Origin of the sequence: Hymenobacter rigui (assembly GCF_003944715.1) — a bacterium.
In the GTDB taxonomy this organism is placed as follows: domain Bacteria; phylum Bacteroidota; class Bacteroidia; order Cytophagales; family Hymenobacteraceae; genus Hymenobacter; species Hymenobacter rigui.
Genome location: NZ_RWIT01000018.1, coordinates 21,354 through 41,397, shown reverse-complemented (window position 1 = coordinate 41,397; position 20,044 = coordinate 21,354). Strand labels below are relative to the sequence as shown.

At 55.8% G+C, this 20,044-nt stretch carries 19 protein-coding genes and 1 tRNA gene; 5 read left to right on the top strand and 15 right to left on the bottom strand.

The annotated features are described in order from the left end of the window. Window positions 1-14 precede the first annotated feature (14 nt). The 12 genes from EI291_RS20290 to EI291_RS20235 all read right to left on the bottom strand — a co-directional run bounded on the left by EI291_RS20290 (window position 15) and on the right by EI291_RS20235 (window position 12,251). Window positions 15-1,544 (bottom strand): carboxypeptidase regulatory-like domain-containing protein, encoded by a 1,530-nt coding sequence (locus EI291_RS20290; protein WP_125424117.1) that lies wholly within the window; start codon window positions 1,542-1,544, stop codon window positions 15-17. A 29-nt stretch (window positions 1,545-1,573) separates the two neighbouring features. After that, window positions 1,574-1,969 (bottom strand): curli-like amyloid fiber formation chaperone CsgH, encoded by a 396-nt coding sequence (gene csgH / locus EI291_RS20285; RefSeq protein ID WP_125424116.1) that lies wholly within the window; start codon window positions 1,967-1,969, stop codon window positions 1,574-1,576. A 103-nt stretch (window positions 1,970-2,072) separates the two neighbouring features. Next, window positions 2,073-2,618: a hypothetical protein gene (locus EI291_RS20280; RefSeq protein ID WP_170172740.1), complete on the bottom strand. Its 546-nt coding sequence runs from the start codon at window positions 2,616-2,618 to the stop codon at window positions 2,073-2,075. A gap of 181 nt (window positions 2,619-2,799) precedes the next feature. After that, window positions 2,800-3,771 (bottom strand): hypothetical protein, encoded by a 972-nt coding sequence (locus EI291_RS20275; RefSeq protein ID WP_125424114.1) that lies wholly within the window; start codon window positions 3,769-3,771, stop codon window positions 2,800-2,802. Between the two features lie 213 nt (window positions 3,772-3,984). Further along, window positions 3,985-5,376 carry a CsgG/HfaB family protein gene (locus tag EI291_RS20270; RefSeq protein ID WP_125424113.1) on the bottom strand — a complete coding sequence of 464 codons (1,392 nt, stop codon included), beginning with the start codon at window positions 5,374-5,376 and terminating at the stop codon, window positions 3,985-3,987. 19 nt (window positions 5,377-5,395) lie between these two features. Further along, window positions 5,396-5,824 carry a curli production assembly/transport component CsgF gene (locus EI291_RS20265; RefSeq protein WP_125424112.1) on the bottom strand — a complete coding sequence of 143 codons (429 nt, stop codon included), beginning with the start codon at window positions 5,822-5,824 and terminating at the stop codon, window positions 5,396-5,398. A 54-nt stretch (window positions 5,825-5,878) separates the two neighbouring features. Beyond that, window positions 5,879-6,406, bottom strand: coding sequence for a CsgE family curli-type amyloid fiber assembly protein (locus EI291_RS20260; RefSeq protein ID WP_170172739.1), 528 nt, complete (start codon window positions 6,404-6,406; stop codon window positions 5,879-5,881). Window positions 6,407-6,765: 359 nt separating this feature from the next. Continuing rightward, window positions 6,766-7,602 carry a glutamate racemase gene (gene murI, locus EI291_RS20255; protein ID WP_125424110.1) on the bottom strand — a complete coding sequence of 279 codons (837 nt, stop codon included), beginning with the start codon at window positions 7,600-7,602 and terminating at the stop codon, window positions 6,766-6,768. A gap of 48 nt (window positions 7,603-7,650) precedes the next feature. After that, window positions 7,651-8,271: a DUF4304 domain-containing protein gene (locus EI291_RS20250; protein WP_125424109.1), complete on the bottom strand. Its 621-nt coding sequence runs from the start codon at window positions 8,269-8,271 to the stop codon at window positions 7,651-7,653. 116 nt (window positions 8,272-8,387) lie between these two features. Beyond that, a complete protein-coding gene (locus EI291_RS20245; protein ID WP_125424108.1) occupies window positions 8,388-10,310 on the bottom strand; it encodes a RecQ family ATP-dependent DNA helicase in 1,923 nt (640 codons plus the stop codon). Window positions 10,311-10,405: 95 nt separating this feature from the next. Next, window positions 10,406-11,206: a hypothetical protein gene (locus EI291_RS20240; protein WP_125424107.1), complete on the bottom strand. Its 801-nt coding sequence runs from the start codon at window positions 11,204-11,206 to the stop codon at window positions 10,406-10,408. A gap of 388 nt (window positions 11,207-11,594) precedes the next feature. Beyond that, window positions 11,595-12,251, bottom strand: coding sequence for an ABC transporter ATP-binding protein (locus EI291_RS20235; protein ID WP_110979954.1), 657 nt, complete (start codon window positions 12,249-12,251; stop codon window positions 11,595-11,597). Window positions 12,252-12,388: 137 nt separating this feature from the next. On the opposite strand from EI291_RS20235, the gene EI291_RS20230 reads away from it, so the two are divergent. The 3 genes from EI291_RS20230 (at window position 12,389) to EI291_RS20220 (ending at window position 15,852) form a co-directional block, all read left to right on the top strand. Then, window positions 12,389-13,513, top strand: coding sequence for a glycoside hydrolase family 113 (locus EI291_RS20230; RefSeq protein WP_125424106.1), 1,125 nt, complete (start codon window positions 12,389-12,391; stop codon window positions 13,511-13,513). A 131-nt stretch (window positions 13,514-13,644) separates the two neighbouring features. Further along, on the top strand, window positions 13,645-14,850 hold the full coding sequence (gene sucC, locus EI291_RS20225; RefSeq protein ID WP_125424105.1) for an ADP-forming succinate--CoA ligase subunit beta: 1,206 nt from the start codon (window positions 13,645-13,647) through the stop codon (window positions 14,848-14,850). A gap of 123 nt (window positions 14,851-14,973) precedes the next feature. After that, a complete protein-coding gene (locus EI291_RS20220) occupies window positions 14,974-15,852 on the top strand; it encodes a transglutaminase-like domain-containing protein (RefSeq protein ID WP_125424104.1) in 879 nt (292 codons plus the stop codon). An 88-nt stretch (window positions 15,853-15,940) separates the two neighbouring features. Here EI291_RS20220 and EI291_RS20215 read toward each other — a convergent pair whose 3' ends face one another. After that, entirely contained in the window at window positions 15,941-16,429 is a 489-nt protein-coding gene (locus tag EI291_RS20215) for an organic hydroperoxide resistance protein (RefSeq protein ID WP_125424103.1), read from the bottom strand. Window positions 16,430-16,578: 149 nt separating this feature from the next. Between EI291_RS20215 and EI291_RS20210 the strand changes: the two genes are divergently transcribed. Together EI291_RS20210 and EI291_RS20200 are read left to right on the top strand one after the other, a co-directional pair. Further along, window positions 16,579-16,650, top strand: a tRNA-Arg gene (locus EI291_RS20210). A gap of 588 nt (window positions 16,651-17,238) precedes the next feature. Then, window positions 17,239-17,529 (top strand): transposase, encoded by a 291-nt coding sequence (locus EI291_RS20200; RefSeq protein WP_170172738.1) that lies wholly within the window; start codon window positions 17,239-17,241, stop codon window positions 17,527-17,529. An 18-nt stretch (window positions 17,530-17,547) separates the two neighbouring features. Here EI291_RS20200 and EI291_RS20195 read toward each other — a convergent pair whose 3' ends face one another. Together EI291_RS20195 and EI291_RS20190 are read right to left on the bottom strand one after the other, a co-directional pair. Further along, window positions 17,548-18,102 (bottom strand): NADPH-dependent FMN reductase, encoded by a 555-nt coding sequence (locus EI291_RS20195; protein ID WP_125424101.1) that lies wholly within the window; start codon window positions 18,100-18,102, stop codon window positions 17,548-17,550. Then, window positions 18,102-18,860 (bottom strand): arylamine N-acetyltransferase family protein, encoded by a 759-nt coding sequence (locus tag EI291_RS20190; protein ID WP_125424100.1) that lies wholly within the window; start codon window positions 18,858-18,860, stop codon window positions 18,102-18,104. The genes EI291_RS20195 and EI291_RS20190 overlap by 1 nt, the downstream gene beginning before the upstream one ends. Between the last annotated feature and the right edge of the window lie 1,184 nt (window positions 18,861-20,044).

The window sequence follows — 20,044 nt, the reverse complement described above, 5'->3', positions numbered from 1 at the left end:
TCCTGTTTTATAGGCTATTTCCAATCAGGCAACGTAGCGTTCTGGAAGAGCCGAACTCTGTTGCGGCCATCCAGATCAACTGTATATACATCTGGCACCGACTGCGCTACGTTGTTCACCTGCACGAAGATGATTTTGGATCCGTCAGGAGCATAGCGAGGCACCACGTCGTTGTAGCCCACTGGCTTGCCACTTGAGGTAGTCCCTCCCTGCCCGGCGGACACATCAACAATACCCGTACCGTCCAGATTCTGGGTGAAAATATGCGCATTCAGCTGCCGGCCGGTTCCATCATTGAAGTTATCCAAGTCCCGCGTATATAGAATGCGGCGGCCATCTACGCTGAATGATGGCGAATCCAGACGTCCGGGCAGATTACCGATCAGCTGCGTAAATCCGGAGCCATCCGCATTCAGCAGATAGATTTCCGAGTCATATACGCTCACTCCTACCGTCTGAACCACAATCTTATTGCCGATGGCAGTCCAGTCGCACTCCCGGAAGTGGCGGTCGGCAGGAGCCGTGGCCAGTAGCGTCAGGCCTATTCCGTCACGGTTAATGCGGTACAGTTTGTTGTAGCTGCTGTAAATAAGCTGCGAGCCATCGGGCGACCACCGGTACCCGATGCCCATGTTGAAGTACCCATCAACGGGCAGTAATGTTACCTGCCGCTGATCTGAACCGTCCCGGTTCATTGTGTAAATCTGAAACTGACCGGTTGCATTGGAGGTATACGCTACCCGGTCACGATTAGGACTCAGTTGAGGGGCCGTTTCTATAAACGGCGAGGTAGTAAGGCGCAACAGGTTGGCGCCTGTATCATCCGAGGAAAAAATATCGGTATTTCCGTTGGTAGAGCGGGCAAACAGGTAGCGGTTATCGGGCTGCGCTTTGGTCTGAAAGCTCCAAACGTCTCCCTTAACTGTTTCCCCACTTTTATCCCGTACGGTTACCTGCCAGAAGTAGGTGGTATTGTAGCGCAGTCCGGATACAGTAGCGGCTGTATCTTTGGAGTTACTGGCTACTTGTAGGCGGCTGGTGGAGTTGCTTTCGTAAAGCACCACATCACTGCGCAGAGAATCACTTTTACCATCGGGGTCCGTAGCACGCCAGCGTAACGTCAGCGACGTGGACTGCCCGGTGGCCTGGTCGCCAGGCACGGGATTAGACGGAGCATTTGGGCGGCGGTTGGTGCCGGAAGCTTTTTCCAGTATCACTTTTACTTCCGGGTTGGCACCCAAGTTCACCTGCACGTTAACCGTTTCGGTCTTATAGTCGGTTTTTTTGATACTAAGGGCGTATTTCCCTACTACCAGTTGCGGCAACTCGAATTTACCCTGAGCATCGGTAGTAAAGGAGGAGGTAGCCGGAGTAGTGGTGATGACGGCGTTGGATACCGGCTTATTGTCCCGGCTATCCAGCACGGTACCGACCAACTGCCCATACTGATTCGGCTCAACAGTTGTATCTTCACAGGACCAGATACTTACACACAGCACACACCATACCACCGCGCCAATTGCATTGCGCAACAGAGAAAACATAGAACAGGAACGTTAGGAGAAATAGCAGATTAGTGGCGAGCCTGGGGTTGGTGTACAACCGAGTCCTCAGCCAGTAGCTGGCCTTGCGGGTTGAACAGGCGCAGATGAATGCTACAGGCATCGGATGACTGGTAGCTGATGGACGTCTCAGACAGCGCCTGCTCCTGTGATGGCCCCACAGTGTAAGTACCGCTTTGCACGTTGCGGGAGCTGCCGGCTTGACCACTCCGGCTGGTGAGCAACTCGTAGCGGATGGGCAGCGGCTGTACCGACTTGTTGCGGCAAAAGCCAATGATGCGCAGCATACCGTTTTCGGGTTGTGCTACCAACCGGGCCTGGCAACCGGCATCATCAGTAAGGCTGAAGGTGCCAATCAACAGGCCCAGGCCAGAAACCAGCCAGGAAGACACTGTAAAAAAAGCCATAGCAGTATTAAATTTCTGGGGGAATTGATGGGAAAGGAACGGGGCAGAACAAGCCGGATGACCAGCCGCGGGAGTATGCGGGTAACCATCCGGCTGTTCGGGCTTACGGCTGGTAGGTTTTTACACCCTGATCAATGGTAAGTCGAATACCATTACCCTGCATTTTGACATCGTAGCCGGGCGGTGCCGCCACACCCGATTCGCGTTGGGTCAACTGGTTATTGACTCCCTGCTGCTGCACCGTGTAGCGGCGGTTGTCCACCTGCAGGTCCTGCGTAATGTAGTTGTTGCTGCCGGTCTGCCGAATGGTGGAAGAAGTCCCGTTGCCTTCAATGGTTGAGATGACCGTATTGGCAGTACCACTCTGCGTTACCGTCTGCGTGTTACCCACGCCGGTTTGCTCCGCAAGAATAACATTGGCATTCCCGTACTGTTGCAGTATAGCCTGATTGGCACTGCCCACCTGCGCCAGAATGGCCTTGTTGGCAAGTGGCAGCGCGGCCGCGGCTGCCGCATTCAGATCGGCTCCTGACTTTTTCAGCAGCAGCAAATCAGGTGCCTGCCCTTCCGGTTCTTCCGACTGAGCAGCCACCTCACCGCCGTAGCAAAGCAGGCCGAGCAAAGCAAAGATCAAACGAATTGTTTTCATGGTCAAGGAACACAAGTGTTGATGGAACATCGGTTAAATATACTACTTATTTTAAGAAAAATACAAGTTTATGTTCCATAAATATAAAAACCAATAGCATCTCGTAGTTCCGGAGAGTACCACGAGATGCTATCAGAAAGTCAGGCAGATAGGGGAAATACTGCCGTCGATATGAAGGTAATTAGCGGTTCTGAGACACCGAGCTTACGTTGCCGTTGCCGGTTTGCGTTACGTAGCTCTGGTTGCCGGAAGCACCCTGCAGCGTGGTAGCCACGTTACCCGAGCCGAACTGCGTTTGCGAAGCAATGTGGCTGCCACCGCCGTTCTGGCTGATGTAGGCCGTGTTGCCGGGCGTGATGAAGTCACCAGGGGCATCCTGATCCTGATACGCTTTGTTGTTGCCGCCACCCGACTGTTCAATCGTGGCAGTCTGATAGTCATGGCGCTGGTTCTGGGTAGCCAGGTTACCGTTACCCGACTGAGTAATGGCTGCTTTAGCACGGTAGCTACCGGTGTAGTTGGCACCCTGATCCTGCGAGGCTACGTTATTGCTGCCGGACGTCTGGCTGATAGAGGCTTCGCTTTCAACACCACGCTGCATCTGCGTTGCGGTATTGTTGGCACCCAACTGCAGAATGTTGGCCTTATTTTTATCGGGGCTGCCAGGATAGCCAGGAGCCGATACCTGCGTCTGGTAGGCTTTATTTCCTTCGCTAGCGCTCTGAAAAACAGTGGCTTCGTTGCGGGTACCAGCCTGGGTCTGAACCGACAGGTTAGAGCCGCTGAGCTGCGTAGCGGTAGCTTTGTTGTTGCTGCCGGTCTGCGTCTGGTAGGCTTTGTTGTAGCCATCCAACGGGATATTATCCCCTTGCTTCACGGAAGCTTCGTTGCTGCTGCCGCTCTGGGTCTGCCAGGCCTGCTGGTACGTATCGCGCTGGTCGGAGGTGGCTTTGTTGCTGGTGCCCGACTGCGTTTGCGTCAGGGAGTTGTGCGCATCACGCTGCGTGCTGCTTGCCTGGTTCAGGCCTCCCGTCTGGTTTACCGTCAGTTGGTGCATGGTGCCCGTCTGAGTCGAGGTCTGCAAGTTGCTACCCTGGGCAAAAGCTCCACCAGTTACCAGTAGAGAAGCGGCGAGGAAAGATAACTTTTTCATGGAATGCGGGAAATAGGTTAGAGAAGGATGAGGATTTGGGGAAGTGAAAACATGTTCCCTCCGGAGGAACAGTACAAATGTATGTGAGAAAAAGTAAATTCCAAGTAGTTTTTAAAAAAATAATTAAAAAAATTATTGACTTAATTATAAACAACAAGCAATTGCATTTCGGCGTGTTACTCAGCAACTTACCGGCTACTGTTCAGCAGCCCATTACAGAGCAGACGAGCGGGGCCTTGGGCCCAGGTAGAAGGTGGCCCCCAGGCGCACCGTCCAGAAATAGTCGTTGTATTTCCCGAGAGATACCCGGTCAAGCTCATCGGAGAAGTAATAGCGGGCATCCGTCCCCAGGTTGATACCGAAACGGTCCGTAAGCAGCAGCTCCCCTCCCACTCCACCGGCTACGTGGGGCAGTATTGCGTTGCCGTTGCCGCGCGGACTGCGCGCAGTAGCTCCTGCCCCACCCCAGATGTAAGGAGTGAACCGGTCACGGGGGAAAATCCGGTAATAAGCCGCCAGCTCGGCGTAGTTGAAAGATTGCTTGAAGTAGTCGCCGGCTCCCAGCTCAAAATACCCCAGGTGAAATGCCGTGCTGAGTCCGGAAGCCGGGTTGCGCTGGTAGCGCAGGGCCAGCTCCGCACTGCCCCGCACCTGCGGGTGTTTCAGGTCTCCGACGTAGCGGGTAGTAGCCCCGCTGACACCGACTCCCAGCTGGGCACGCCGGTCATGCTGGGTACGGCCAAGCACGTCTATTTCCTGATTATCACTTTTCTCCCGGAAATAGGCACTGATAGCCGGACCATTTTCATCGGCCGGGTTGCGGGGCATCCACAGCTTTTCCCGAATGCCCTCATACACCATAGCCTGCACCGATTTTTCAATGGCTTCTTTTACCGCCATTTCCGTGGGCTCATTGTATGTAAAGCCGGTTTCGGTTTCAAGTAGCCGCTTGAAGTTGACGAACCGGAACAGACTGGCATCCACCTGCTGCGATAGAATCGTTTTGGAGGTGTACACCGTTTTCAGGATTTCGCCGGTGCTGGTGCTGATGGCACGCAGATACACGGTAACCCGGTCCTGCCGGTACTGGCCCGAGGCGCCGGCCCCAAAATAGCGCAGGCCAGCCCCACCCGTTACCACGTTGGCATCATAGGAAATGATACCGCCTTCCAGAATGACTCCCGCAAACAACAGGGAAGGCAGCATGGGTTCCTTACGACCTGTCAGCTCCTGGTACTCAGCACGGCTGGAGCGAATGATTTTTCGCTCATTCAACAGGTTACCCAGATTTTCCCGCTCAATGGGGTTAAACCATTTGGATTCTTCCAGTGCCCGGAGCAGAATGCTGGTACCACCCTGTGTAACAGCTGTAGAAAAGCTGGACCCCGCCTGCGTGGGCTTGTACTGGCCCGTCTGGTCCCGGAATTTGTATACCGCTACCACAATACGCTCGGCGGGTGGAGCCGGGAGCTGCGACAAATCCACATTAGCCCGGGCTTCTGCCCCGAGTCGGGCCCGCTCAGTAGTAAAGGGCTGATGAAAATAGGGCGCACAGCCCGCTACTGCCAGTAGTAGCAGCAGGCAACTATACAACAGAACTCGCATATCGGTGGAGGGCTACCAGCTAGAGGGCCGGAACGGTAATGGTCGTTTGATTGCCTGTATTGGAATCTGTAATCTGAATACTGAACCCGCCGCCATTGGGTGTAACGGCAATCTGGTAGCTACCCACCGTATAGTTGCCCTCCTGCAGCCCCTGATTACTTGCGCCAAACTTGTTACCCACCAGCTTCTGGGCCAGTTGACTGAGAATCTGCTGATTCAGGTTCTGCTCAAACTGTTTCAGCGGGTCTATCTGAAACGACGACTGCGCCGTAGTGGCCGCCGGATCCTCAATGGTGTTTTGAGCCTGGGCGGCACTCAGCAGCCACGAGTAGTTGAACGTATTGCCTCCCCCAAATGCCGGGTTCTTAGGCTCGTACACGAAATCCTGAGCGCACACTGCCGTTACACGCAGTAACAAAGCACAGGCTAGTAGAAATACTGATTTCATAATGGGTGGGAGATGAAAAAATGAGGAAGTATCCGGGAGGTGGAAATGACAGCCCTAGTATTGGTCGATAGCAACGCGGCCGCCCTTTTCCAGCTGCTGACTCAGGTTCTGTTGTTGCACCATATAATCCTGCACATAGGCAATGGCCTCCGTCACCGCATCCTGGATCAGATCAAAGCTGGGCTGCAGCGGAAATTCCAGCAGGTCTTCCTCATTCACTCGCAGAGTAAGCAGAGTGCTGGTGGCGCGGGCAGGCTTTTCGCCAATGATGATGGTGTATTCCTGGATGCCGGCAGGAGCTTCCCATTGGCTATAGAACAGGTCGTAGAAGTCGCGTGCAGGTTTGGTAATGGACTGATCCACCACCAGGCCGCTAATCTCAAGGCCGGCAACCACTTTGCGGCGTGCCGACTGCAGCGAGTCGAGGCGCAGTAGCAGTCGCAGATTTTCTTCCAGCTTCCGGCTTGATTCGGCACCGGCAGTGGCCTCTTTGGCCGGAGCTTGCGCAGCCGGTTTTTTAGGAGCATCGGCCCGCATCGGCCGGTTGCGCTCCGCCTGAGCCCAGCCGCTTTGCGGCAACACAACAAGCAGCAGAATACTGCTTAACCCCCATACCCACGGCCGCCACCACAAAACAAGTGCAACGGGGGCATTACCAGAGCTGGCTTTCCGAGGCTTACGCATAAGACAATAAGGAGCTGGCCCACCTCAAAAGGCAGGAATTTCCAATTGATCAAAAAGGATGAATAGAACTGTTTACAGGATCAGCAAACAGTTTGACGGCATAAATATAAATATTTAGAAAAATAATACAAGTATGTAACAAGATTATTTTTGCACACAATTCAGTAATGTCTGCACTATGCCAATAACAGCATCTCCGCAACTTCCCTTATACTCAGCACGTTACTTACTCTTGTGCCAGACTTACTTGTCAGATCTTACTCCCACAGTGGATAATGCTCCAGATGCACTTCCTGCCCGAAAAAGATACGGGTGCTTTCCTCAAAGGAGCGGGTGAAATCGGACACGTAGAAGTGGTGCCGGGGCAGAGTGGCAGCGGCCGGCGCGGCCAGCTGCTGATTCTGCAGGTAGTGTCGCACATGCTCGGCTACTACGGCAGAAGCGTCCAGCACTTCGGTTCGCCCCTGATAAAACTCGGCAATCTGGTGTTTGATGAGCGGGTAATGAGTACAGGCCAGCACCAGCGCCTCAATGCCCTCCAGTACGGGATTCGACAGGTAGGTTTCGATGACATTGCCGGCAATGGAGTTATCGAAAAAGCCTTCCTCAATCATAGGAGCCAGCAAGGGCGTAGCCAGACTGCGCAGGTCCACTCCGGCGTCCAGATCATCTATCTTTTTGCGGTACACGTTGCTGTTCACCGTTTGCTTAGTGCCGATGAGGCCTACGGTGCGGCCGGCATATTGCTGGCCTACGTGTGCAACAATAGGATCAATGACGTTGAGCACGCGCGCTTTGGAGCCTACGTACTCGCGCACCAGCTCATAAGCTGCTGCCGAGGCGGAGTTGCAGGCAATCAAAATCACTTTGCACTGCTGCTTCAGAAGCAGGTCGCAGATTTTGACGGAGTAGGCCTGGATAGCCGCCGTGCTTTTGTCGCCGTAGGGCAAATGGGCCGTATCTCCGAAGTACACCAGCCGCTCGTGGGGCAACACCTGGTTCACGGCCCGCGCTACCGTAAGGCCGCCAATACCACTGTCGAAAACACCAATAGGACGGGTAGTCAGGTCGGGGGGAGAGGAAGTAGTAGCCATTGCGGCCCGAAGGTACGCAGTCCGCTGCAACAGGACTTCGGCACTGGCTCACAACTCTTCGGCTAGCAGTTGCGCTTGCAGCCGCAGTAGTTCTGCTTTCTTGTATTGATAGATGGTTGCGGCTATTTCCTCATTCAACCATGCCAGCGCCTGCTGCCGCAAACCACCCACAAACGCCGCCCGGATACCGTCGGCATTGTTGGGGTCACGTTCTCGCACCACCTGGGCCAGTAGCTCCGGGCCCGACTGCACCCGTTGCAGATACGGTAGCACGTAGTGCTGCACATCGGCCAGTACCTGCTGCTCAACTACCCCGGGCGGCGTAGTGGGCGTTAGCTCGTACCACGTATCCTGCTGCGTACCGTTCAACCGGCCAATGCGCTTGCGTATCAGACAGTCCGGCTCCAGAAACTGCTCTGCCGAAACGCGGCCCCAGTTATTCACCCGCTCGGCAGCCAACAGGTACAGCCCCGCGTTCAGGGTGAATTGCACTCTATCTGAAGCATTGAAAGCACTCTTCTGTACATTCAGGATACGCCCCCAGCCTTCCGCAAAGAAGTACTGCCGGAAGTTATTGCCCTGCCGCCGATATCCCAGTTCCTTAAGTACCGGCCACAACCCGCTAGACACCAGATTATCGAAACGGGTTTGTACAATCGTTTTATTCATGCTGGCTGTTCGTTGGCTACTATTACCAACTGTTTCCGGCAGGTTATATGCTGGGTAAAGCTTCCATACCGTTTGTAACTCCAGAATTCAGACGGCTCTCTCCACAAACCGGACTCCTACCCTACCAGCCGTCCATCCGGTGCGTAACGCAGCTGCCCCAGCTCTATCAGCTCCCGCAGCAGACCGGTCACGGCCGTTGCCTGACCAGGAGCGAAGTGCGTGAGTAGCTCGCGGGGTGTTTGGGGATTGGCCTGCACCAAGGTCAGCAGCTGCGCCCGTAGCTCGGGGGCCGGGGTGGCCGCCTGCTGGGCTTTTTTGCGGGCCAGGCACGTATCACAGACGCCGCAGGCCGGCGCATCCAGCTCCCCGAAATACTCCAGCAGCAGCTGTTGGCGGCACCGGCCGCCGGCTGCATACCGGATTACCGCTTCGGTCTTGTGCAGCGCCTGGTCGCGCTGCTGGGTAAGACGCTTCTGGTCCAGCGGAAGCTTGTCGGCGTCGTAGCGGGGGGTAGTGAACAGGGCCTGCGGCGACTCGTGGCGCGGCTGAAACTGGATGATGCCCGAGCGGTGCAGAAACACCAGCATCCGGCGCAACTCCACTACACTTAGCCGCAGGTGCTGGGCCAGGCTGTTCTCGGAAATCCGCTGAAACCCGGCAAACAGCTCCCCACCATGAAACCGCAGCAGACTTTTGATCAGCTTATCGTGCTGGGCATTAGCCACCTGAAACCGGTACAAATCGGTGTGGTCGATGGGGATATGCACGCGGGCCGGGTTATTCACCGCTTCATTGAGCTGCACAAAGCCTTCCCGCTCCAGCATCCGCAGGCTGTTGTGTGCATCCAGTGCTTTGATGCGGTAGGTTTCAGCAAACTGTTGAATATCAAAATCGAAGGCCACCAGCTCGCCTCCCCCAATGGCTGTGCGGGAGAAGTTGGCCAGGGCCTGGTACACCCGGCGCACCGTATCGAGCGGCGGAAAACTGAGCCGGGTACGGCGGCGTAGCTCATCGGCATCATTGGGCCCCTGCAATACCACGGCAAAGGCATACTTCTCGTCACGCCCGGCCCGGCCGGCTTCCTGGTAGTAAGCCTCCAGATTATCGGGCGCATCGAGGTGCACTACCAGCCGCACATCGGGCTTGTCAATGCCCATTCCGAAGGCGTTGGTGGCCACAATGCACCGGGTCCGGTTCTGCATCCAGTCCTGCTGCACGCGGGTGCGCTGCTCGGCGGGCAGACCGGCGTGGTAAGCGGCGGCAGTTATGCCCTGCTGCTGCAGAAAGGCCGCTGTATCCTCCGTCTGGCGGCGGGTACGGGCATACACGATACTCGTTTTGGCAGGCCCAACCCCGCGCACCACTTCCTGCAGGCGTTTCAGCTTGTCTTCGGTACTCAGTACGGAGTACGACAGATTGGGCCGGGCGAAACTCTGCTGAAACATGCGGTGCGTGGCTCCGAACCGCAGCTTCTCCACAATATCCAGCCGCACCTGCTCGGTAGCGGTGGCCGTGAGGGCAATGCAGGGCACACCGGGCAGCAACTCCCGCAGCTCCTGAATGCGCAGATACGGCGGCCGGAAATCGTAGCCCCACTGCGAGAGGCAGTGCGCTTCATCCACGGCCAGCAGGCTTACCTTCATCTTCACTACCCGCGCCCGGAACATATCCGTCAGCAGCCGCTCGGGGCTTACGTACAGAAATTTAACCGGCCCATACACGCAGTTGTCCAGCGTCTGGTCGATTTCCTGGTGACTCATGCCGGCGTACACAGCCTCGGCCTTGATGCCACGCTTGCGCAGGTTTTCCACCTGATCCTTCATCAGGGCAATCAGCGGCGACACTACCAGGCACAGACCTGGCCGGGCCAAGGCCGGCACCTGAAAGCAGATGCTTTTGCCACCGCCCGTAGGCAGCAGGGCCAGCGTATCCTGCCCGGCCAGCACCGAGCGGATGATATCCTCCTGCAATGGCCGAAACTGCATGTGGCCCCAGGTTTGGCGCAGTACGTGCAGAATATCGTCGGTGGCGGGTAGCATAGCCCGCAAAAGTACGGGTAAGCCGGCGCATCAGCCCACAAAAAAAGCCCGCCGTTGGGAAACGGCAGGCTTTTACAAGTAGAAAACAACGAGTTCTAGGCAGCGGCAGCTGTACCGTTTTCACGGTCATCAATGGCTTTTTTCAGCTTACTGATTGCCTGGGTGGCACGCTCCTCATCCAGCCGGTTGATGTTCAGCAACATCTTCGTCTTCTCGGGGCGTGTGATGAGCGGATGGTTCAGAAGCCGGATAATCTCCTCCTTCTGCGAAGCCGAGGCATAGGCCGGGGCGGCAGCCTCGGAAGCAGCCGGCTCAGCGGCTACGGCTTTCATAGGAGTCGGGGCTTCCGCAGCTACTGCTACCGGAGCGGCCGGCACGGCAGCCATAGCAGGCTGCTGAACAGCCGGCGTGTTGCCACCGTATTCCATTTCCTCAGCCGGCGTGGGCTCGTAGCCAGCCGCGCGAATGATCCAAGCCAAGATATTTCGGTACGCTTTACCAATAGCCCGCGTCTGGGCCATACTCATGATGGCAAACTCTTGGTAGAACTTCTTGCCCTGCTCCTTATTGGAGCAAATGGCGAAGCCCGCCCCTACCGTATGGCCGCTGCGCATATCAAACAGTGTCACTTTGGCCTGATACTTAATTTCCTGCTCGTTTGATACGTTGATGACGTGGTCCACAATGGGCACAATGCCCAGTCGGGAGCCAGCGTACTGCCAGCCTTCCACATTCACGAACTCCTTGCCCTGCACCGTAGTGCTGAGCTTATTGTCTTTAATGAACTTGGCCAGGTCCGTCGCCAGATGCAATGTTTCATCGGAGCGCGAGATGTCGTAGCTCTCCACTTTGGTTTTACGAACCTGCTCTTTAGTGATTTTGGTTGCTTCGCTCATGGCGTCTTTCCGTTAGTGTCCTGTAGTACCGTATTTGTTTACGTGAATATAACGGCTACCTCCCTAAAAAGGTGCAAAAACAGCTCTGATTTTTATCAAATTTTACCCTTGATTTACAGATACTTATAAATATTTTTTCCAAAATTTTTAGCCAAACCCATTTTTTAGCTTTTTCAACCTGCCCTATCCATTCTGACACGCAGCTAGATGGCCCGAAAACAGAAAACCCGCTGCCTCATTCCGGTAATGGGGCAGCGGGTTATAAAACACGGTCCGGGGCAAAAACGGACGCGCGACCAAGTAAGCAAAAGGCACCTGCTCCACTGGAACAGGTGCCTTGTAAACCGAAGCTGATATCGGCAAGTTCCGATTTCGCCTATGTATTTTCCTATCCTTCCCAGATATTTCCATCTTTCATCGTAATCTTCCGGTCGGCCATTTCGGCCAGCTGGTCGTTGTGGGTTACGATGACGAACGTCTGGCCTAGCTCCTTACGCAGCAGGAAGAAAATCTGGTGCAGCTCCTGAGCGTTCTGCGAGTCGAGGTTGCCGCTGGGCTCATCGGCGAAGATGATTTCGGGGGAGTTGATGAGGGCGCGGGCCACAGCGGTGCGCTGCTGCTCCCCTCCGCTCATTTCGGAGGGCTTGTGGTCGGCACGGCGCTCCAGGTTCAGCATCCCGAGCAACTCACGGGCCCTTACGCGGGTTTCCTTCTCGGAGCGGCCCGCCAGGTAGGCCGGCAGACACACGTTTTCGAGAGCCGTAAACTCAGGCAGCAGGTTGTGAAACTGGAAGATAAAGCCAATGTGACGGTTCCGGAACCGGGCCAGGTCAGAACGTCCCAGAGAGCTTACGGACTCCCCGTCAAACAGCACTTCGCCCGAGTCCGGATTATCCAGGGTACCCAGAATGTGGAGTAGCGTGCTTTTACCGGCTCCCGACGAGCCCACGATGCTTACGATTTCCGACTTCTCAATCGTCAGGTCGATGCCCTTGAGCACTTCCAGTGTGTTATATTTTTTGCGGACGTTGATGGCTTGCAGCAAAACAGACTAAAAAGTAAAGTGGAGCCGGAGTACGGAAAACAAATCTACGGAATGTAGGCCGTTGCGGTGGTGCCCGGCGCGCAATCGGGCAAACTACCCGCCAAACCTACCCAAATCAAAGTACCTTACAAGCCATTATGGCCGTTTCTATGCCCACCCTGCCCGCCCGTACCGTGCGCCGCTTTGCCTGGCTTCTGCTGCCGCTGCTGGCAGGAGCCGGCTGGTTTCTCTTGCCCCGGCAGCCGCGCCCCGAAGCGGCGGCCCTGCCGCCATTAAGCAGCCTGGGGCCGCCGCCCGCCGATGGGCGTCTGCGCGGCGTGAGCTGGGTGGCCGGCGACTCTGTTTCGGCCCTCGACCTAGAACCCCTACGCCGGGCCGGCGTGACCTGGATTGCCCAAACCCCTTTCGGATGGCAGCCCAGTGCCACCGGACCCGAAATCCGACTTAGCACTGGCAACAACCGGCATTACTGGGGTGAGAGTGACCGGGGCATCCGGCTGACGGCGGCCCGGGCCCGGCAACAGGGAATTCATACCCTGCTGAAGCCCCACCTGTGGCTGCGCAACGGCGGCACCTGGCCGGGGGACGTTGCCATGACCTCGGCGGCCGACTGGCAGCAGTGGTTTGCCAACTACTCGGTGTTTATACTGCACTATGCCCGGTTGGCAGAAACCAGTCAGATTGAAGCATTGTGCATTGGCACGGAGCTGGAACACGCCAGCGGCCCGGACCATGAAGCAGCCTGGCGGGAGCTGATCCGGCAAATCCGGGCCGTATACCACGGGCAGCTTACGTATGCGGCCAACTGGAGCGGCGAGTTTGAGCGGGTACCGTTCTGGGATGCGCTGGATTTCATTGGGGTGCAGGCCTACTTTCCGCTCAGCACTACCAACAGCCCCGACAAAGCCACCCTGCTACGGGCCTGGCGGAACCCGGTCAGGCGGCTGGAGGTCATCCAGAAACGCTTCGACAAACCTGTGGTATTTACGGAGGCCGGCTACAAAACCACCCCGGACGCGGCCATTGAGCCTTGGGCCTGGCCCGACCGCATGGCCATACTGACCACCGCCGACGAAACTACGCAGGCGAACTGCTACGCCGCCCTGTTCGAGACGTTCTGGCCGCGCCGCTGGTTTAAGGGGCTGTTTGTGTGGAAATGGTACCCGGGCCTGGGCCCCGATGGCTCGGCCCGCCGCCACTTGGATTTTACCCCGCAGCACAAACCAGCTGAGCGCGTGATGGCTGAGTGGTTCCACAAATAACCCCTGCGTCTGCCGGAGCCGATAATCGGGTCACGCCACCCATCAAAAAACCAAAAACCAAAACTATCAACGCATTTCTCCCTACTTTCGCGCCTAGTTAACCACCCCGAAACCCCCTCTTAACTGACTCTATGAACATTCACGAGTATCAGGGCAAAGACATTCTGAAGCGCTACGGCGTGCGTGTACAGGAAGGCATCGTGGCCGATACGGCCGAGGAAGCCGTGGAAGCTGCCAAAAAACTGACCGAGGAAACCGGCACCAGCTGGCACGTGATTAAGGCTCAGATCCACGCCGGTGGCCGTGGTAAAGGGGGCGGGGTGAAACTCGCCAAAAACCTGGAGCAGGTAAAAGAAATTGCCGGCCAGATCCTGGGCATGCAGCTGGTAACCAAGCAAACCGGCGCCGAAGGCCGCAAAGTACACCGCGTACTGGTTGCCCAGGACGTGTACTACCCCGGCGAGTCGGAAACCAAAGAGTTCTACATGAGCGTGCTGCTGGACCGTACGTCCGGTAAAAACGTCATTATCTACACCACTGAGGGCGGTATGGATATCGAGGAAGTGGCCGAAGCGCACCCCGAGAAAATCCACCGCGAGCATGTAGACCCCCGCGTGGGCCTGCGCCCCTTCCAGGCTGCTAAAATTGCCTTCAACCTGGGCCTGACCGGCGCGGCGCAGAAAGAGATGGTAAAGTTCGTAATGGCCCTGTACAAAGCCTACGACGAAACCGACTCGGCCATGTTCGAAATCAACCCCGTGCTGAAGACGTCGGACAACAAGATTCTGGCCGTTGACGCCAAAGTAACCCTCGACGAAAACGCCCTGTACCGCCACAAGGACTTCGTAGAGCTGCGCGACACCAACGAGGAAGATCCGCTGGAAGTAGAAGCCTCGGCCTCGAACCTGAACTACGTGAAGCTCGACGGCAACGTGGGCTGCATGGTGAACGGTGCTGGTCTGGCCATGGCTACCATGGACATCATCAAGCTGAGCGGCGGTGAGCCTGCCAACTTCCTCGACGTAGGGGGTGGAGCCAACGCCCAGACCGTAGAGGCTGGTTTCCGCATCATCCTGAAGGATCCGAACGTGAAAGCCATCCTGATCAACATCTTCGGTGGCATCGTACGCTGCGACCGGGTAGCTAACGGGGTAGTGGAAGCCTACAAGAACATCGGCGACATCAAGGTGCCCATCATCGTGCGTCTGCAGGGTACTAATGCCGAGGAAGGTGCCCGCATCATTGACGAAAGCGGCCTGAAAGTGTACTCGGCTGTACTGCTGAAAGATGCCGCTCAGAAAGTAAAGGAAGTACTGGCTGAGCAAGGAATTTCATAGTAATTCCAAGAAAAATTTGTTTACTTACAAGGCCCGTCCGGATTTCCGGACGGGCTTTTGTTTGCGTACTCGTTAACCATTGGGTACTTGGTTGCGTTTAGAGCAACTCATCAGCAACTGCCTATGTACCGCAAGACGTTTACACTTCTTTTCACGGCTCTGAGCATGGCGCTTATGGCACACGGGCAGGGTACCGCACGAATGGCGGCGGATTCTCCTTACCTCGCTACGCTCGACCCGGTTGCTTATTCTTTTCAGTTTAGCTCGGCCAAAACAGCGTATCTGACGCGGTTTCGCGAAATGTTTGGCCTGAACGAAGTCATTGCGAAAGAAACCACGGATCTGGGCCGCGCCCGGGCACTTTGCCAGTGGGTGCATTTCCGGTTGGAGCACGACGGACACAAGCAGTTTAAGTCGCAGGATCCGTTTGCCATTCTGAAAGCGGCCCAGGCCGGTCAGCAGGTGCAGTGCGTGGAGTTTGGCCTGGTACTAGCAGCCGCCTTTAACGCCGTGGGCATTCCGGCCCGGCCGCTTTATCTGAAAGCCGAAGATGTGCAAACGCGCACCTCTGCCGCCGGCCATGCGTTGGCCGAAGCCTGGTTGCCCGACCTGGGCAAATGGGTGATGGTAGACGCACAGGCTGATATTATTCCGATGCTGGGCACTACTCCGCTTAACGCCGTGGAACTGCAACAGGCCTTGGCCGCCGATAAAGAGGATCTTACAGTATTGACCTCCACGGATGCCAAGTCCAGGTCATATTTCAAGTGGGTGAACCAGTACCTGTTTTACTTCGATACGGTGATGGATAACCGGTATGATGTGAAGTCGGCTAAAACGGCGCTGATGCTGGTCCCGTTGCGTGCCCATAAGCCCGTTATTTTCCAACGGACTGAAGCTATCCATAACATCCGCTACACCAATTCAGTGGCTACCTTCTACGCCCCTCCTACCCCCGTTGACGGTATGACGGCCAAGTCGGGCAGCCTTTCGGCTCCCTGAGTATCTGGCATCATGCGCTATCCTAACTACGCACAACGGCCCGGCTACTTATCTGTAGCCGGGTCGTTGTGGTTGATAACCGATGCGCTTACGCGTTTTTCTGCACGGCGACGCCGGCATTTTCTTCGGCCTGTAGCGGAATAGCTTCTCCCTGTACCCGCAGTTCTACCTCCATATTTCCACGGGTACCCACTGAGTATGGGCAGATGGCGTGCGCCTGCCGCACCATTTCAATGGTCTTATCCCGATCAAACGATTTTAGATCTACATCAAGTACTGCTGAGAGGCCGTAACCTTCTCCCTCCTGGAAAAGGGAAACCGCGCACTTCACTTCTGTCTGCGAATCGAGCCGGTCGCCGGCACGTTGGGCAATAACCAGCAATGCCTGCTGGAAACAGGATGAATAACCGGCGGCAAACAGTTCCTCCGGATTGGTGGCACCTTTCTTACCACCCAATCCTTCCGGCACCGACATATCCAAGTCGATGGTACCAGTGGTGGAACGAACGTGGCCGCTACGGCCCCCAATAGCCGTTGCTTCGGCGGTGTACAAGGTCTTTTTTTCGGTGCTGGTCATACAAAATGTGAGTAATGTCAAAATAGTCTGATGGGTTAACTCCCCTGAACAGCCGAAGGTTACTGAAAAACGGTGCAGGATTTTGCAGAAAATGGGGGAAGCTGTTTGGCAGCAGCGGGTTTTCTGGCTAGTTTTGCCACTCATTACCGGGTCGCGTAGTACAACGGATAGTATGGGAGTCTCCGAAGCTCTTGATCTAGGTTCGATTCCTAGCGCGACCACACTAAATCCCACTAATCAACTGATCAGTTAGTTAGTGGGGTTTTTCTTTGCCTACGGGACAGTTCACGGGACATTTATTTGCTCATTCAGCCCGTTAGCCTGGTTTCTGGTAGTAGTGCTGGAGGCATTCTCAAGCCAAAACGTGAGCAGAGCAATCGGGTAAAATTTGCCGCCTATCCACAGGTTTTTCTCCGACGCCAGAAAAAAGAGCAGGCTTTTACCCTTCAATTCTGCATGGGTGCAATTGTGGCTTTCTACTACTCCTACCAACGGCCGCCCAATAAGGTGGTGCAGTGAGGCCGGACGGATTTCGGATGTGTTTTCCTCCCGTTATGGCAACACCTCTGCAAGTAAGCAAGCTGGACAAGCGGCGCAACTACGATGCGTGCTCAAGCCCGGGGGCTTGTGTCTGGCTGACGAAAGCAGCTACACGCGGGCTACGGCCCGGCAGTTTGTCTACGCGGTGGTCTACCATGTGCGCACGGGCTGCAGATGGCGCAATTTACCAGAGCAGTTCGGCCCGTGAAACACGGTAGCGCGGCGCTTCCGCCGCTTGGTAAAAAAAGTGATGCCGCCTGTTAGTCCGCTTGCCCCAAGCGCTCGGTACGGTAGTAACCGACCGAGCCTACGATACCAACGCCGTAGTGGCCGCTGTGGCCGCATGCGAGGCTACACCCGTGATTCCATTCAGAACCCTGTGCAAACTCCCGCGTCACCACGCTCCCCAACCTGTACGCCGACCACAACACCGCAACAAAGCCGAACGCTTCTTCGGCCATCTCAAGGAAGCGCGTGGTTTCACTACCCGCTACGAGAAAACCGCTTCCTCCTTCTTAGCCTTGGCGCACCTACTGGCTGCTCTCGATTGGATGCGTTGACTATCCACGCTCTCTAGGTCATCTTTTGAAACTGAGTAATTCCGTGACTACCCGGGTTAGCCGGCGGATTCCTACTTCACTGGTTAGCGTCAATTCTGGCGAGAAGTCCTGTGCCAGCAGCGTAACACGGGTTGGCGCTACCCATGCTCGCAACTCTGCTACGCAATCAGCCATCTGGCTCAACGGCGTTGGTCCTGCAATGGAAAGTAAGCCCACGGCGCGGCCTTGTAAGTAAGGCAATGGGTCTCGGGCCAAAAGCTGCATGTAGTCGAGCGCATTTTTGAAGGCGCCACTCATGGCACCGTGGTAGATGGGCGTGGCCCACAGCATGGCATCGGCACTCCGAAAGGCCGTCACGACGTGTTCAATGACTGCTTGGGATTCCGGGGGATACTCTTGGATGGGCAAATCGGGGACGTAGAGGGGCAGGTGCAGCTTGCCCAGATCCAGTAGTTCCGTCAAAGCGCCCCTTTCGGTGGCGATGCTTAATCCGGTGCGAAGAGCGGCCGCGGAGTAGGAGCCAGCTCGTAGGCTCCCTCCTAGACCAACTAGTTTGGGGGTTGGGTTGCTCATCAGATCTGGATGGAAAAATAGGCCTGCAAAGCCTGTAAAAATGCTGCTTCCGACGGCAGGATGGTTTCCATCCTACTAGCCCCCTCAGTAACAATCAGGCGCTGATCACTCAAGGTAATTCTGCCTTCTGCCGTAGCCCGGGAACAGATCCTTTTGTGGGTAAAGTGGGATTCTGGTGATGTCTGGTGGTAGTGGCACATAGGGCTAAAATCGGCCAGCTGCCACGCCTGCTGCGTGAATCGGTACTGGGGTTCCCAACCGCCATCCGGCTCTTCCAGCTTTTTCTGGTGAACAATATAGATATCCCCCACTTGCTCGATTTGATAGGCCGTTGTTCCCTGCACTTGTGGGCTGCGCTGCTGCAGGCGCAATGGCTGGGTAAAGGAGTCGCCAAAACCGACATCCACCAGGAAGATATCATCCAGTTCCACCAAAAGCGTCAGGTGGTCAAAGGCGGGGCCGAAGGTATCATCCTTCTGGTATACTTCGGCCGAAAGCAATGTGACCGAAAACCCGATTTCTTGCAGCAGATGGGCGAATAAACCGTTTAACTCATAACAAAATCCGCCGCGGCGGTTCCGCACAATTTTTTGGAACAGCCGGTCATTATCCAGCGAAATAGGCTGCTGATAATGAATTGCCAGGTTTTCAAACGGCACGGCCCGCATATGCGCTACCTGTAGTTCCGCGAGGGTATTTAACGTAACACCAGGAGTGCCGTGGTAATGAATTCTCTCCAAATATGCGTTAGTATCCATCCTGTATGAGGTAGACTACCTGACCCGTGATGTGGAATGCACTTTCTCTGGCCAACGCCTGACTTTCCCGGGCCATTATACGACGGCTGGTCGAGCTATTTAAAAGCGCGCAGGCAGAGGCCAGAAGGATATAGACAGCCACATCCAAAAACTGCCCCCCGGGGGCACAGCTTTTCGTGGAAGTGGACTTGGCGGACAAAGTTAGGCTTTTCCAACAGCCGGACAGATGCGGTATTCTCCGGGGCGAGCGGTGCCTCAATGCAGTGCAGCTTCATCGTTTCGAAGCCGACCGGACCACCGCGGCCGAGGCCTCATTCATCAATCCTTTCGGACCGTGCGCGGGGTGCAGTCCGTTGTCGATTTCGGCCCGATAGTTCTCGGGCTGCAGGTTCCACCAACAGATAATTCCCCGCATCTCCTGCCCTGTTCCCCTGTAACAGCAACGTCCCCGGCTCGCGGGGCACGTAGCGAGGAAACTCGGCATTAACCCGAAAAACTGCATGACTGCGGCATCATTGGCAGTGAGCTGCCGGAGAATGAGCCACGGCGTACGCAACATGGGTAATGGCGCGAACTGAAAGCATAGTGAATCGCCGCTGCGTTGCTTAGAATGGGTTCTTTTGGTAGGCGGACTTAATGCTACATGACCCGGGTCAGCAGTCTGCTTTTATTCGGCAACTTACACTTGAAGTACGGCCGTTGAGTAGGGGGCAATGTGCTGATATCTGCTCGCGGGGTATGCTGGGTAGTAATGCGGCTAAAGCATTTGCTGACCAAGGTTTTTATAGAATATCGAGCTCCTGCTCGGCCCGCTTCAAGCGCGTGCAGAGCCTGAACCTACGGGTCGTGGGCTACTTTCTCACTGCCTACTTCGGCCACCAGCTGCGCCTGCTACCAGCGGGTGGGCGCTTTGGGGCTGCGGCCCTCAATGGCTGGACGCAGCGATTCAGCCTTGAAAGCTTTGTCGTATTTACGCCATTTGTGGGTCAACGCTCTGCTGGATTACGCTGCCAGAACAGAAGAAATACAAGGCCTTCTTCTACCCTTCATTCCTAAATCACCTCATCATTATTATGCTCTGGAGCGATACCTGTAGCATTTAAGGCATCCACTTACCCCTTACATACCGTAGCTTGCCAAACTTCATCCCTCGAACGTTTCCCCTGAATGCGAGCACGCCTACT

Coding starts and splice junctions, on each gene's coding strand:
- EI291_RS20290 (WP_125424117.1), bottom strand. CDS start 1,544: ATGTTTTCTCTGTTGCGCAATGCAATTGGCGCGGTGGTATGGTGTGTG.
- csgH (WP_125424116.1), bottom strand. CDS start 1,969: ATGGCTTTTTTTACAGTGTCTTCCTGGCTGGTTTCTGGCCTGGGCCTG.
- EI291_RS20280 (WP_170172740.1), bottom strand. CDS start 2,618: ATGAAAACAATTCGTTTGATCTTTGCTTTGCTCGGCCTGCTTTGCTAC.
- EI291_RS20275 (WP_125424114.1), bottom strand. CDS start 3,771: ATGAAAAAGTTATCTTTCCTCGCCGCTTCTCTACTGGTAACTGGTGGA.
- EI291_RS20270 (WP_125424113.1), bottom strand. CDS start 5,376: ATGCGAGTTCTGTTGTATAGTTGCCTGCTGCTACTACTGGCAGTAGCG.
- EI291_RS20265 (WP_125424112.1), bottom strand. CDS start 5,824: ATGAAATCAGTATTTCTACTAGCCTGTGCTTTGTTACTGCGTGTAACG.
- murI (WP_125424110.1), bottom strand. CDS start 7,602: ATGGCTACTACTTCCTCTCCCCCCGACCTGACTACCCGTCCTATTGGT.
- EI291_RS20250 (WP_125424109.1), bottom strand. CDS start 8,271: ATGAATAAAACGATTGTACAAACCCGTTTCGATAATCTGGTGTCTAGC.
- EI291_RS20245 (WP_125424108.1), bottom strand. CDS start 10,310: ATGCTACCCGCCACCGACGATATTCTGCACGTACTGCGCCAAACCTGG.
- EI291_RS20240 (WP_125424107.1), bottom strand. CDS start 11,206: ATGAGCGAAGCAACCAAAATCACTAAAGAGCAGGTTCGTAAAACCAAA.
- EI291_RS20230 (WP_125424106.1), top strand. CDS start 12,389: ATGGCCGTTTCTATGCCCACCCTGCCCGCCCGTACCGTGCGCCGCTTT.
- sucC (WP_125424105.1), top strand. CDS start 13,645: ATGAACATTCACGAGTATCAGGGCAAAGACATTCTGAAGCGCTACGGC.
- EI291_RS20220 (WP_125424104.1), top strand. CDS start 14,974: ATGTACCGCAAGACGTTTACACTTCTTTTCACGGCTCTGAGCATGGCG.
- EI291_RS20215 (WP_125424103.1), bottom strand. CDS start 16,429: ATGACCAGCACCGAAAAAAAGACCTTGTACACCGCCGAAGCAACGGCT.
- EI291_RS20195 (WP_125424101.1), bottom strand. CDS start 18,102: ATGAGCAACCCAACCCCCAAACTAGTTGGTCTAGGAGGGAGCCTACGA.
- EI291_RS20190 (WP_125424100.1), bottom strand. CDS start 18,860: ATGGATACTAACGCATATTTGGAGAGAATTCATTACCACGGCACTCCT.